This is a genomic window from Rhodococcus sp. ENV425, from assembly GCF_002887785.1.
In the GTDB taxonomy this organism is placed as follows: Bacteria; Actinomycetota; Actinomycetes; order Mycobacteriales; family Mycobacteriaceae; genus Rhodococcus; species Rhodococcus aetherivorans.
The window spans coordinates 1-12545 of the sequence record NZ_PCZU01000098.1 but is presented as its reverse complement, the minus strand read 5'-3'; the positions used below and the strand labels follow the sequence as shown (position 1 = coordinate 12545).

Annotated in this window: 13 protein-coding genes; 1 reads left to right on the top strand and 12 read right to left on the bottom strand. The window is 70.6% G+C overall.

Annotated elements, in window-relative coordinates:
- The 12 genes from CQZ88_RS08240 to CQZ88_RS08185 form a co-directional block, all read right to left on the bottom strand.
- Positions 1-1607, bottom strand: a 1607-nt coding sequence (locus tag CQZ88_RS08240) for a hydantoinase B/oxoprolinase family protein (RefSeq protein ID WP_102799572.1), incomplete at its 3' end; no start/stop codon positions are given.
- Positions 1608-1623: 16 nt separating this feature from the next.
- Positions 1624-2781, bottom strand: a complete 1158-nt coding sequence (locus tag CQZ88_RS08235) for a Xaa-Pro peptidase family protein (RefSeq protein WP_102799571.1) — start codon at positions 2779-2781, stop codon at positions 1624-1626.
- Positions 2778-4145: a styrene monooxygenase/indole monooxygenase family protein gene (locus CQZ88_RS08230; RefSeq protein WP_146034277.1), complete on the bottom strand. Its 1368-nt coding sequence runs from the start codon at positions 4143-4145 to the stop codon at positions 2778-2780. The genes CQZ88_RS08235 and CQZ88_RS08230 overlap by 4 nt, the downstream gene beginning before the upstream one ends.
- A 36-nt stretch (positions 4146-4181) precedes the next feature.
- Positions 4182-5675, bottom strand: a complete 1494-nt coding sequence (locus tag CQZ88_RS08225; protein ID WP_043800073.1) for a glutamine synthetase family protein — start codon at positions 5673-5675, stop codon at positions 4182-4184.
- Between the two features lie 31 nt (positions 5676-5706).
- Complete coding sequence (gene fdxA / locus CQZ88_RS08220) at positions 5707-6039, bottom strand: ferredoxin (RefSeq protein ID WP_029542645.1); 333 nt, start codon at positions 6037-6039, stop codon at positions 5707-5709.
- A gap of 19 nt (positions 6040-6058) precedes the next feature.
- Positions 6059-7042 (bottom strand): NAD(P)/FAD-dependent oxidoreductase, encoded by a 984-nt coding sequence (locus tag CQZ88_RS08215; protein WP_029542643.1) that lies wholly within the window; start codon positions 7040-7042, stop codon positions 6059-6061.
- Complete coding sequence (locus CQZ88_RS08210; protein WP_029542640.1) at positions 7032-7739, bottom strand: type 1 glutamine amidotransferase; 708 nt, start codon at positions 7737-7739, stop codon at positions 7032-7034. Before CQZ88_RS08210 ends, CQZ88_RS08215 begins: the two co-directional genes overlap by 11 nt.
- Entirely contained in the window at positions 7736-8011 is a 276-nt protein-coding gene (locus CQZ88_RS08205; RefSeq protein ID WP_029542639.1) for a hypothetical protein, read from the bottom strand. Before CQZ88_RS08205 ends, CQZ88_RS08210 begins: the two co-directional genes overlap by 4 nt.
- Positions 8012-8021: 10 nt before the next feature.
- Positions 8022-8612 (bottom strand): aromatic-ring-hydroxylating dioxygenase subunit beta, encoded by a 591-nt coding sequence (locus CQZ88_RS08200; RefSeq protein ID WP_006944802.1) that lies wholly within the window; start codon positions 8610-8612, stop codon positions 8022-8024.
- 13 nt (positions 8613-8625) lie between these two features.
- Entirely contained in the window at positions 8626-9909 is a 1284-nt protein-coding gene (locus CQZ88_RS08195; protein WP_006944801.1) for an aromatic ring-hydroxylating dioxygenase subunit alpha, read from the bottom strand.
- Between the two features lie 374 nt (positions 9910-10283).
- Positions 10284-11201 (bottom strand): pseudouridine-5'-phosphate glycosidase, encoded by a 918-nt coding sequence (locus CQZ88_RS08190; protein ID WP_102799570.1) that lies wholly within the window; start codon positions 11199-11201, stop codon positions 10284-10286.
- A gap of 64 nt (positions 11202-11265) precedes the next feature.
- Positions 11266-12006, bottom strand: a complete 741-nt coding sequence (locus CQZ88_RS08185; RefSeq protein WP_006944788.1) for a DUF429 domain-containing protein — start codon at positions 12004-12006, stop codon at positions 11266-11268.
- Between the two features lie 206 nt (positions 12007-12212).
- Between CQZ88_RS08185 and CQZ88_RS29835 the strand changes: the two genes are divergently transcribed.
- Entirely contained in the window at positions 12213-12371 is a 159-nt protein-coding gene (locus tag CQZ88_RS29835; RefSeq protein ID WP_006944786.1) for a hypothetical protein, read from the top strand.
- The last annotated feature ends 174 nt before the right edge of the window (positions 12372-12545 follow it).

The window sequence follows — 12545 nt, the reverse complement described above, 5'->3', positions numbered from 1 at the left end:
ACGGAGCGGACCACCGAGCCGGACGGGAGCTCGACGAGTTCCTTCGACCCCCACTCGTGGGTGGTGCCGTCGGGGTATTCGACGGTCATGCGGTTCATGCCGGAGGGGCCGCCGCCGAACAGGCCGGCTCCGGGGGCGCCGCCCTCGGATTCGACGGATTCGCCGATGGTGACGCCGATTTCGGAGTCGCCGTAGCAGCGCCACGCCGAGCGGGTGCCGAGGCCGCCGCGCCACTGGCCGGCGCCGGCCGAATCCGGTAGGTACTCGTGATATTCGAGGAAGTGCGGGCTCGACAGCTCGAACATCTCCGGGTCCGGGGAGCGCATCTGCCCGGCGGTGCCGGTGAAGCCGAGCGCGTCCCACCCGTCGGTGCCCTTCATGGCGCCGGGGCCGTTGCGCTGGAACACGGTGAGGGTCACGAACGGCTGTTCGGTGCGCGGGTCGGTGCCGTTGAGGGCGGTGCAGATGAACTTGTTCCACCCGGCGGTGACGCGGTCCGGCAGGGCGTCGGCGAGGGCCGACATGATGGCGTCGACGACCTCGTCGCACATCTGGTTGCCGAAGATGGTCGCGGCCGGGAAGTGCGGGTTGAGCAGCGAGCCGGGCCGGAACACGGTGTGCACGGGCCGGAACAGGCCGTCGTTGGTGGGGATGTTGATGCCGCCGGCGGCGACGAGCATGAGGAACGCGATGCGCACGGCGCCCATCGCGGAGGCGGGCGGCATGTTGGTGATGCCGGGGGCCTGATCGTCGGTGCGGGAGAAGTCGAAGGTGACCTCGTCGCCGGAGACGGTGATGCCGCAGGCGACCTTGTAGCGGCGAGTGGGGTCGAGGCCGTCGGAGATCATCCAGCTCTCGCCGTGGTACACCCCGTCGGGCCAGCGGCCGATCTCGGCACGGACCTGCTTCTCGGAGCTGTCGAGGATGTAGTCCATGTGGGCGTCGAAGGTGCCGCGGCCGTAGCGGCCGAGCAGTTCGACGAGGCGGCGCGAGCCCACGGTGCACGCGCCGACCATGGACTTGATGTCCTCCATGACGAAGTCGATGCGGATGTTGGCGCCGACGAAGTCCCACACGTCCTTGCGCAGCACTCCTCCGGCCATGATCTTCACGGGCGGGATGCGCAGGGCCTCCTGCCAGATCTCGGTGGCGCTGGGGTTGTAGCCGCCGATGGTCATGCCGCCGATGTCGGCCATGTGGCCCTTGGCGGCGGCCCAGCCGACGAGTTCGCCCTCGTGGAAGATGGGCAGGTAGACGCCGGTGTCGGCGTTCTGGTTGCCGCCGGTGTAGACGTCGTTGTGGAGGATGACGTCGCCCTCGGCGATGTCGTCGCCGAAGTAGTCGATGATGTATTCGAGTGGCGGCTGGGCGCCGAAGGCGATGATGGCGGCGAACTCGGCCTGGGCGAGGGTGCGGCCGTGCTTGTCGAACAGCACCGTCACCAGGTCGCCGATCTCGTTGAAGATCGGCGAGCGGGACGAGCGCATCAGCATCGTCGCCATCTCCTTGGCGATGGCGTCGACGCGCCGCTGCAGCACCGACGCGAGGATCGGGTCGATGGCGGTGCCGCCCGCCGTGCCGGCGGTGGGGCGTTCCAGGGTGGTCATGATTGCTCTACCTCTCTCAGACCCGGTACAGCTCGGTCGGAAACTTGGACAGGGTGCGGGTGCGCCCGGCCTCGACGACGCAGGTGTCGGCCATGTAGCCCATGGCGCCGGAGTCGGCGTCCCACAGCATGGGGTGCAGGGCGATCACCATGCCCTCGGCGGTGGCGGTGACGGCCTCGTGGTTCTCGTTGTCCTGCACCATCTCCAGGCCCACCCACGGCTCCTCGAGCACGTCGAGGCCGAGGCCGTGGCCGGACCAGTAGGACGACCTGACCCCGTGCTGCTCGATCGCGGCGATGACGTCGCGCTGCACGCCGGACATCGTGGTGCCGGGGCGCAGGGCGGCGCTTCCGGCGGCCAGGCCGGAGCACACCGCGTCGGCGAGGCGCTGCACCTCCGGCGTGGGCGGGGCGAAGGTGACCATGCGGGACAGTTCCATCCAGTAGCCGGCGGGCCCGACGAGTTCGTAGCTGAAGGTGAACACGTCGTGGGCGGTGAGTTCCCGGCCGCCGGGGGCCCCGAACGTCGGGCACGGGCCGGTCGGCTCGTCGTCGGCGTACATGGTGAGGAACAGCGGGTCCTCGGCGCCGAGCGAGTAGGCGACGCGGTACATCTCGGCGGCGACGGCGCGTTCGGTCGTGCCGGGGCGGGCGATCTCGAGCAGCCGTTCGAAGCAGCGGTCGGCGATGTACGCGGACTCCTCGGCGCCACGGATCTCGGCGGCCGTCTTGACGGCGCGGACCTGCTCGAACATCGCACTCGCGTCCTCGAACACGGTGTCGGGCAGCGCGTCGGTGAGGTGCAGGTAGTCCTCGACCTTCATGACCTGCCCCATGCCGACGATGCCGACGCGGGCCGGTGCCGCACCCCGGGTGAGGGTCTTGACGAGCGCCTCGGAGAGCTTCTCGGCGTAGACGTAGTCGTCGATCCAGCCGGTGCGGGGCCGGCGGCCGCCCTCGAGGTTCTTCGGCAGCGCGAGGGTGGGCGCGGCGCCGGGGTGCAGGACGGCGTAGCCGTAGCGGTGCGAGAGGTTGTAGTCGGCGAGGTAGCGCAGGGCGCCCTTGTGGCCGCGGTAGTCGGCGGCGGCGAACAGCAGCGCGTCGTAACCGTCGCGCTCCATCCGCTCGTGCAGCAGCCGCCAGCGCCGGTCGCGCTCGGCGAGGGTGGCGATCACGCGCTCACCGCCCGCGGGAAGTGGCTGCCGCGCAGCGTGTTCCGGACCTGCCCGGCGAGGATCTTCGCGGTGCCGGCGGCGACGACCGCGCCGGGGCGGCGACCGGTGTGCTCGCCGATCCACCGGTCGGCGGCCGCGCGCTCGGTGAGCCACGGGAAGGCGGTGGGAGGTGCGTCGAAGACCTGCGCGAAGCGGGTGGCGAGGCGCTGGTCGGCGAAGCACGCGGTGAGCACCCGCTGCGGTGTCTTGCCGAGCGGTTCGAGGAGCAGGTTGGTGAACCGGTAGGTGCCGGCGATGTGCTCCTCGTAGACGCCTTCGAAGGTGCGGGTGATCCAATCGGCGTCGAAGGGTCCGTCGCCGCGGGCGAGGAGGGCGTCGAAGTAGTGCCCGGCCTGCCGGATGCCGGAGCCGGCGCCCTGACCGGCGACGGGGTCGTAGGCGACGGACGTGTCGCCGAGGCTCATCATCGGCCGGCCGCCCGGGGTGGTGCCCAGCCCGGAGCGCACGGACGGGGTGACCCGGCCCTTGAGCCACGAGTGCGGGTCGTCGAGCATCGGCTCCATGTTCCGCATCGACGGCCAGTCCCACGGGGCGTAGTCGCGGGCCAGGCGCGAGGCGGTCGCGAAGGCCTGCTCGACGGTGGTGACGTCGGCCCAGCAGTCGAACGGGCCGCCGGGCTTGGCCTCGAACACCAGGCACCAGACGTTCTCGCCGGACTTGTGCAGGAACGGCACCCAGAAGATCTCCCCGGCGTCGCCGAAGAGGTTGAAGCACACGCCCGTCGAGCCCTCGACACGGTTGGGGAAGGCGGTGCCGTCGGTGGGGATGCCGCGCACGAGCACCATGGCGAGGTTGCGCTGCGGGGTGTCGTAGACGCTGCGCCGCGCGTCGCGGGCGAACAGCGACGACAATCCGTACTTGCCGGTGGAGACGACGGTCAGGTCGCTGCCGGCGGCGATGTCGTCGAGGTCGTCGGGCTGCACCGATGTCACGACGATGTTGCCGCCGAGTTCGGCCAGGCGCACCATCCGGTCGTACGACTTGCGGCGCACGTCCACGGCACCGCCGGCGGCGTCGCCGAGCGCGGAGCCGAAGTGCACCAGCTCCTGCCCGATCTTCGGGCTGAAGCACACGTGCAGGGCGTCCATCGGCACGCCCTTGTCGTCGTAGCCGGGGCAGCCGAGCCGCAGCTCGGTGGCGACCGAGCGGTGGAACAGGGCCGCGGTGCCGGTCGGGGAGGTCTCGTGCAGGATCTCCTCGGCGGTCTTGTCGGTGTAGAGGTCTACTTGGAAGCCGTTGGCCTGCAGGGCCATCGACAGGAGGGTTCCGGCCTGGCCGGCCCCGATCACGGAGATTCTTCTCATGGCGGTCATCCCTTGTGCCGGTGGGTGGAGCGGTGGTCAGAAGAGTTCGAAGTACTCGCGGTGTTCCCACTCGGTGACGGTCTCGGCGTAGCCCTGCGGGTCGGGCTGCTCGGCCAGGTGCGCTTCGTAGCGCGAGACCTCGCTGGACTTCATGGTGACGAGGTAGTCGACGAAACGGTCGCCGAACGCCTCCCGGTAGAACCGGCTCGCCCCCAGGGCCGCGAGCCCTTCCTTCAGGCTCGTGGGCAGGTGCGGAACGTCGGCGGCGTACGGATCCACCGACGGGGCACCCGGCTCGGTCTTGTTCTTGATGCCGTCGAGCCCCGCGGCGGCCTGCGCCGCGATGTACAGGTACGGGTTGGCGGCGGGCTCGCCGACGCGGTTCTCGACATGTGAGGCCTTGTCACCGGGGGCGCTGATGACGCGCATCATCGCGGCCCGGTTGTCCAGGCCCCACGTCAGCCGGTCCGGGGCCAGGGAGTACGGGCGACGGCGGCGGTACCCGTTGATCGTGGGCGTCATGAACGGCGACGCGGCGGCGGCGTGGGCCAGGGTGCCGCCGACGTAGTGCCGGCCGATGTCGGACAGCAGCTCCCCCTCCCCCGGCACCATGACGTTCTCGCCGGTGACGGTGTCGACCAGGGAGGTGTGCAGGTGCCAGCCGCTGGCGTAGAAGCCGGGGATGCCCGGGGTGGACATGAAGGAGGCGAGGTAGCCACCGCGGCGGCAGATCTGCTTGACGGCGGAGCGGAACAGCAGCATCGAATCCGCGGCGGCCATGCCCTCGAGCACGTCGAAGGTGGTCTCGACCTGGCTCGGCGCCCACTCGTCGTCGATCGAGCGCAGCGGCAGCCCGAGCGCGGTGACGGCCTGTCGCACCGGGCGCAGCACGTCGTCGATCTCGTCGAGATGCGATTCGAGGAGGTAGTTGTAGCCGCGGGCGACGGCCGCGACCTCCGGCGGGTCGGCGGGCATCCCGGGGGCACCGAGGGAGCCGGTGACGAGCTTGTCGTCGAGGACGCGGGTGAGATACCACTCGACCTCGAGGCCGGTGATCAGGTGGTAGCCGGCGCTTTCGAGCTGGGCGAGGGTGTTGCGCAGGATGCTGCGGGGGGAGAACGGGAAGGGGCTGCCGTCGCGGAAGTACAGGTCGCACAGCACCCAGCCGGTGTCCGGCGCCCACGGCAGCACCCGGAAGGTGGTGGGGTCCGGAACCATGGTGAGGTTCGGGCTGCCGGACAGCTCGGGCATGTCGAACCCGCCGCCGGGGCTGAACGGGTTGAAGACGATGGCGTTGGCGGTGTCGAAGAAGAACGGCGCCATGGTGATCTCGGTGCCGGACTCGAGCGCCGCCAGGTAGCTGTCGACGGTCATCGTCTTGCCGCGGATCAGGCCGTGCTGATCCGGCCAGGCCAGGCGGACCATCTCGATGCCCTTCTCCGCGAGAAGGTTCCGGGCGCGGTCGGCGGCCTCCTGCTGCGCGGCGTCGTACAGGGCGTGGCGGGCGACGAACTTGGCTGAAGTGGACATGCGGTCCTCCGTGAGGGGTGGGTTCGTGGGGTCAGTCGCGTGCCGCGACGAGTGGGGTGTCGACCCCGATCGGGCCGGTGTGCACCGCCCCGCCCGGGGAGCCGAGCGGGGCGTCGCGCCCGGGCAGCACCGAACTGAAGAAGACGGCGTTGTCCTCGAGATGGATGCGGGTGGTCTCGTCCACCCGGCGGTCGTTCGAGATGGCCTCCATCGGGCAGACCGATTGGCAGGCACCGCAGTCGACGCATTCGAACGGGTGGATGTAGAGCTTGCGGGCGCCCTCGTAGATGGCGTCGACGGGGCATTCCTCCATGCACGACTTGTCCATGACGTCGGTGCAGGGTTCTCCGATGAAGTACGGCACGGTTCCTCCTGGGGGTGCGTCAGCTCGGGACGGGGCCGGCGTCGGTGGAGTGGCCGGGGAACAGCGGCGCATCGTCGTCGATGCGGTGCGCGATGTGGTTGACGGCGGTCGCGGCCTCACCGAAGCCGACGGACATCAGCCGCACCTTGCCGGGGTACTCGGCGATGTCGCCGGCGGCGTAGACGCCGGGGACGTTGGTGGCCATGTCGCGGCCGACCACGATGTGCTGACCGTGGAGTTCGAGGCCCCAGGTGCGCAGCGGCCCGAGCTGGGCGGTGAAGCCGAGCGCGGCGATCAGCTTCTGCGCCGGCAGCCGCACGGTGTCGCCGTGCTCGTGGCGCAGGACCTCGACGAGTTCGAGACTGTCGGTGCCGTGTGCGGCGGTGACCTCGGCGTTGGTGTGGATGGTCGCACCGCGGCGGCGTAGTTCGTCCACCGACGCGGCGTGCGCGCGGAAGCGGTCGCGGCGGTGCACGAGGGTGACGGACCCGGCGATCGGATGGAGGGCGAGCGCCCAGTCGAGGGCCGAGTCCCCGCCGCCGACGACCACGACGTCGCGGTCGCGGTAGTCGCCGAGGTCGGTGACGAAGTACGCGGCGCCGCGCCCGGCGTACCTGTCGGCGGCGTCGAGGGGCCGGGGCCGGAAGGACCCGATGCCACCGGCGACGAGGACGGCGCGGGTGCGGATGCGCTCGTCGTCGTCGGTGCGGACGGTGAGCACGTCGCCGTCGCGATCGAGGTCCACGGCCTGCCGGCCGAGGAGGTACTCGACGTCGTCGCCGGCCTGCTCGACGAGCTGCCGGACGAGGTCCTTGCCCTTCACCGCGGGCAGGCCGGCGACGTCGTAGATCTCCTTCTCCGGGTAGAGCGCGGCGACCTGGCCGCCGAGCTCGGGGAGCGCGTCGACGACGACGGTGCGCAGGCCGCGGATGCGGGCGTAGTAGGCGGCGTACAGGCCGGTGGGGCCGGCACCGAGGATGAGCAGGTCGGCGTCAGTGTTCATGACCGGCTCCGGGACTCGGGCACAGCGCCGGGGCGAGCAGGTGCTCGACGAGGTCGGCGAGGTGATCACGGGAGGGATCGGCGAACTCCGGTGCCTTGTAACGGATTTCGTCGGGGTCGGCGCCGGCGGCGCGGACCTTGTCCGGCTCGCCGGCCATGAGCCCGGCGATGCCGTCGACGGAGCTCTCGGGGTGGTACTGCACCCCGATGGCGGAGCGGAACGCGAAGGCCTGCACGAAGTCCCGGGACCGGGCCAGGACGGTCACGTCGGGCGGCAGCTGGAAGGTGTCCCAGTGGAAGGAGAACCGGGTGCCGGTGAAATCGACGGGGTGATCCAGCCCCGCCCCGCAGGCGGTGACGTCGACGAAGCCGACCTCGGCACGGTCGCTGCCGCGCACCGCCGTGCCGCCGAGCGCGAGGGCGAGCAGTTGGGAGCCGAGGCAGATCCCGAGCGTGGGCACGTCGCCGGCCGCGGCGGTGCGCAGGAAGTCCCGTTCGCGCAGCAGGTAGTCGTGCGGGTCGTCGGCGGACTCCTTACCGCCCAGGCAGATCACCGCGGCGGCCTCGTCCGGCGCGGGCAGCACGTCGCCGCGGAAGGGGCGGACGATCCGGATCGGGACGCCGTGATCGCGCACGACGTCGCCGAGGACGGTCAGGTCGGGGTCGTCGACGTGGGCGACGACGAGCAGGGGTTTCATACGGCACCTCGGGGTTCCAGAGTGTGTGTCCACGGTCGCCAGTGGTCGGTGGCGGCGAGGGCGCGCAGCAGGGCGACGGCGTCGGCGCGGTCGACGGCGATCCAGCTGCCGTCCGGGACGAGTTCGTAGGGGGTGAAGTCCCAGAACTGCGCGCGCCGGATCGCGTCGGCGACCTGCCGGTGGGCGGCGAGCTCGCGGTCGAGGCGGTCGACGCGCCGCGTGAGCCGGTCCACCTCGGCGCGCAGGCGGTCGAGTTCGGTGTTGTCGGTCATGGCGGGCCCGTCAGAGGACGAGGGTCAGGTTCTCGTGGCCGTGTTCGCAGTCGACGAGGTTGACCTGCTTGACCGCGATCCGCCACTGCTCGTCCCGGCGGACGAGTTCGTGCCCGCACCAGCCGGCGTACGTCTTGGTCGTGCCCGCCCGGAACTCGGTGATCAGGAAGTTCGATCGCACGAGCCGGCGGTCGGGTGTGTCGAGGACCTCGACGTTGGTGACGAGCCGCCGGGTGCGCGACGACGGGATCTGGCAGAACGCGAGTCCGGTGCGCAGCCAGTAGATCCGGTCCATCAGCCGGCGACGGTCGTCGAAGGCGTGGGACACCTCGCGCCGGGGGTCGCCGCCGCCGGGGGTGGTGGGCACCCAGTAGAGGCATTCGTCGGTGAACAGCTCCACCCAGTCGTTGAAGCGGCCGTCGTCGATCAGGCGCGCCTCCCGGTAGAGCAGGTTCTCGACCTCGGAGCGCACCCGCGGATCGGGTTCGCTCCAGTCCTCCTGCCAGGCCCCCATCAGCTCGGCCAGGTGGTCGTAGTAGGCGGAGTCCAGGTAGTACGAGTACCGGGAAGTGTCGTGGCGTTCGTTGCTCTGCACGGTCATCTCTCGTGTCCCTTCACCGGCTCATCAGCCGGAGCCATTCCTGGTAGTAGCCGCGCATGTGCAGCTCGTCGGTCACCGGCCCGGTCACGACGCCGTCGGCGTCGACCTTCTGCCGGCCCTCCACACCGAATCCGCGGTTCATCTGCACCCATGCGACCTCCGGGATGCTCAGGCCGCGCTGGGCCTCCTCGAAGTTGGCCTGGTCGTCGGGTTCGCCGAAGGCCGGGAAGTCCTCCTGGGTGCGCATGCGCAGGACGTTGACCTCGTCCGGGACACCGCCGACGGTGGTGGCGTACCAGGTGAGCTGGGTACGGTCCACGGCGAGCGGCTCGATCACCTGCACCTGGTTCCCGATGATGAGCAGGTTCGGGAAGATGTTGAGGTTGATCTGGGCGCCGACGGTCAGGTCGAGGTAGCGCAGCGCGTCGTCGGGGTACTCGCTGCGGATCAGCTCCTCGAACACCTCCCTCCCGGGTTGCGGGCGCTGGTTGGCCCAGAACGCGCCGGGGCCGTCGTAGCTGGGGCGCTGGTCGATGAAGGTGTGTCCGTTGCCGAGGTACTGCACGTACATGGGGCCGCGGTCGGGGGTGCGGCCGAAGTACGTCATGTCCTTGGACTCGCCGAGCCGTTCGGCCATCTGCAGCAGGGAGCGGTGCGAGAACGCCGGATGGTATCCGTCGCCGGCGTTGTCGTACGCCAGCTTCCAGTTGCCGCGGTAGACCATGCGGTGCGCGGAGTTGCGGAGGAACACCTCACCCCCCGGGGCGCGGTCGATCCAGTAGTCGAGGGGTTCGCGGACCGGGCCGAGATGCTCGGCGAGCGGCGGCGCATCGGCGTTGAGGGTGCCGAAGACGAAGCCGCGGTAGCTCTCCACCCTCGGCACCACGCCGAGGTTCAGGTCGGTGCGCTCGAAGTCCGGTCCGTACGCGTCGGGCCACGGCACCCCCACGAGCTGCCCGGTGTTCTTGAAAGTCCAGCCATGATACGGGCATTGGAAGTTCTTGGCGGTGCCGCTCTCGTCGCGGCAGACGGTGGCGGCCCGGTGGGTGCAGCGGTTGAACAGGGCGTGCAGCTCGCCGGCCCGGTCTCGGGTGACGATGATGGGGCGCAGACCCAGGTAGCCGGTGCGGTAGCTGTTGGGAGTGGGGACCTGACTCTCGTGCGCGAGGTACACCCAGGTGCGGCCGAAGACGCGGCGCATCTCGTCGTCGAAGATCGACGGGTCGGTGTACAGCGTGCGGTGCACCCGGTCGTGCTGCACCAGCTCGTCGTACGAGTGGGTGGAACTCACGGTCATGGCTCTTGCCCTTTCGCCGAGGCGTCACGTGGCGGGATCGTTCGTCGTCGCCCGAGGTTCGGGCGGTTTCCGATCGCGTCGGATTGCGTTCGCGTCGGGTTAATCCTGGCCGGGCCGCACGGGGCTCGGTATCCCTCCCAGGAGGGGTATTCACCGGCCCGCAAGGGTCGAACGACACCAGAAATCCCGTGTGTAACAAGAGATTTACAGAACGGACCCATGACGGGTCGCGGCACGACGGCCGATTACGGCGGGGTTACGACACCCGCCGGACGTGGGCATGATTGTGCCCCAGGTCACAGTCGCTGTCAACGCGCGGTGGCGCACCGGGCACGGCCGCCCTCGAGGCGGCGGGCGGGAACCCCGGCCGGCGGCTATCGCGGTTCGGCGGCGAGCGCCGTGGCGACGGCACCGCCGAGCGCGACATTGCCCCGATAGACCTCGACATTGACGTCGAGGCTGCGGCCGCCGGTCGCGCGGTGGAAGTGGTCGAGCAGGAACGGGGTGGTGTCCTTGCCGACCACTCCGGCCGCCGCGGCCCGCTCCTCGGCCTCGTGCAGCACCCGCGCATGCAGCGCGGGGTCGAGCTGGGCGTCTTCCGATACCGGATTCGCAAGCAGGACACCGGATTTCAGGCCGAGTGCGTCCCGGGCACGGACAAGGGCGGCGACCTCGGCCGGCGACCCGACGGAATGTTCGAGCGGGCAGCCGCTGTCGCGGATGTAGAAGCCGGGGAAGCTGGTCGTGCGGTAGCCGACGACCGGAATGCTCAGGGTCTCGAGCCGCTCCAGCGTGGCCGGGATGTCGAGGATCGACTTGACGCCGGCGCTGACGACGAGGATCGGCACGGTGGACAGGGCGACCAGGTCGGCGGACTCGTCGAAGGTGCTCTGCGCGCCGCGGTGCACGCCGCCCAGCCCGCCCGTCGCGAAGACCTCGACCCCGCCGCGGTGTGCGAGCAGCGCCGTGGCGGCAACGGTGGTGCCGCCGGACAGTCGTCGCGCCACGGCGATCGGCAGGTCGCGCACACTCAGCTTCGTCACCGTCTCCGCCGTCGCGAGGTCGGTGATCTCGTCGGTGGACAGCCCCACGGTGGGGACGCCGCGAAGCACGCCGACGGTGGCGGGGACGACGTCCGCCTCCCGCAACCGCGCCTCCGCCTCGAGCGCCACCTCGAGGTTGCGGGGGCGCGGCAGGCCGTGGGTGAAGATCGTCGATTCCAGGGCCACCACCGGCCGGCGGGCTGCGACGGCGTCGCGCACCTCGTCCGATATCCGGATCACCGGGTCCATGCGGCTCCTCTCGTTGCGTGCAGGGTAGCGGCGGAGGGCGAGCGTCGCCGATCATCTCGGAAATTCAGAGCAGCTCACGGATTCCGCACAGCGGCAGATGGATCCACCCCTCCCGGACCGCGACGGCGCGCTGCGCCGCATCGGGCCGGACGGTTCTTCCGAGCGCTGCCGCTCGGGCGACGAGGCCGGCGACCACCGCATCGAACGCGTCGTCGGAGGCCACACAGAGGTCCCGGAAGCCGCCGAGCCTCAGTCCCGGAAGGGCGCGTTCCAGTGCGGCCACCGATGCGGCCCGCGCCTCGCGGTTCTTCGCGCTCTTGTATCCCTTGAACGGCAGGCCCCAGCCCTGCAGCGCAGCAGCGGGATACACCTCGACCACCGTTCCGTCGACGCGGTCGACATCCACCCCGACGGCATCGAGTTCCGCGAGCAGACCCGCACACCGCAGCGCCACATGGGCGATGAGATCCGCGGACACGCTCAACGGGACGATTCCCGTCCCGGCATGCACCACGCGGTCGGTCAACCGCCGCACCAGCGGGAGCCGTCCGGCTCGGCTGCTCAGGGCGCGCTCGCGCGAGTACTCGAGGCGATGGTGCGCGCCGACGAAGTCCACGAACGCGTCGGGCCACCCGAACGGCGCGTCGATGCCGGTCCGGTCCGCGGCGGCCACCGCGTTGACGACGTCCGGGTCGGTCGCGCCGAGCCGTAGCTCCTGCACCGTCGCGGTGCCGTGCTCCCAGGCGACGGTGGCGACCGCCGTCTTCGCCGGCTCCGCCGCGAGGTCGACCCCTACCGTCTTCACGGACGTCACGGTATCCGCTGCCCGGCCCCGGAGCCTGCACTCGTACTGTGCACCGCGCACCCCCGGTCCCGCCACAACGGGGGCAGGCACGCCCTGGAGGGAGCAAGCCGCCGGCACGCACAGGATCGGCGGGCACGCAATCGTGGACTACGTTCCGCATCCGTGCCACGGTGGAGGCGGATATCTCTTCCAGGAGGTGCAACACCATGGAGCACACCCAGCAGAACAGCGCCGCACAGGAATGCCCGGACTGCCATGCCCTCGCCGCGGACCTCGCGGCTCACAAGCAATGGCACTCCAGGGTCGTCCACGACCTCGCCGTCGCCGTCGAGAAGGAAGTGGATCGACGGACACGGACACCCTGACCGGCGCCGCTCCGCGATCCGGTTGCGCCGTCAGCGGAAGGCGTCGCCCTTCGTCGTGAGCGCCTTGACCCGCTCGACGATCCTGTCCTGCAACTTCTTCGGCGTGCGCCAGCGCATGGCGAGGCGGTCGTAGTCCATCGCGTGCTCGGCGACGATGTCCTTGAGCTGCTCGAC

What these genes read in the sequence shown, in the direction of transcription:
- CQZ88_RS08210 (WP_029542640.1), bottom strand. Translation starts at nt 7,739, where the DNA reads ATGAAACCCCTGCTCGTCGTCGCCCACGTCGACGACCCCGACCTGACC.
- CQZ88_RS08230 (WP_146034277.1), bottom strand. Translation starts at nt 4,145, where the DNA reads ATGAGAAGAATCTCCGTGATCGGGGCCGGCCAGGCCGGAACCCTCCTG.
- CQZ88_RS29835 (WP_006944786.1), top strand. Translation starts at nt 12,213, where the DNA reads ATGGAGCACACCCAGCAGAACAGCGCCGCACAGGAATGCCCGGACTGC.
- CQZ88_RS08200 (WP_006944802.1), bottom strand. Translation starts at nt 8,612, where the DNA reads ATGACCGTGCAGAGCAACGAACGCCACGACACTTCCCGGTACTCGTAC.
- CQZ88_RS08190 (WP_102799570.1), bottom strand. Translation starts at nt 11,201, where the DNA reads ATGGACCCGGTGATCCGGATATCGGACGAGGTGCGCGACGCCGTCGCA.
- CQZ88_RS08205 (WP_029542639.1), bottom strand. Translation starts at nt 8,011, where the DNA reads ATGACCGACAACACCGAACTCGACCGCCTGCGCGCCGAGGTGGACCGG.
- CQZ88_RS08215 (WP_029542643.1), bottom strand. Translation starts at nt 7,042, where the DNA reads ATGAACACTGACGCCGACCTGCTCATCCTCGGTGCCGGCCCCACCGGC.
- CQZ88_RS08225 (WP_043800073.1), bottom strand. Translation starts at nt 5,675, where the DNA reads ATGTCCACTTCAGCCAAGTTCGTCGCCCGCCACGCCCTGTACGACGCC.
- CQZ88_RS08195 (WP_006944801.1), bottom strand. Translation starts at nt 9,909, where the DNA reads ATGACCGTGAGTTCCACCCACTCGTACGACGAGCTGGTGCAGCACGAC.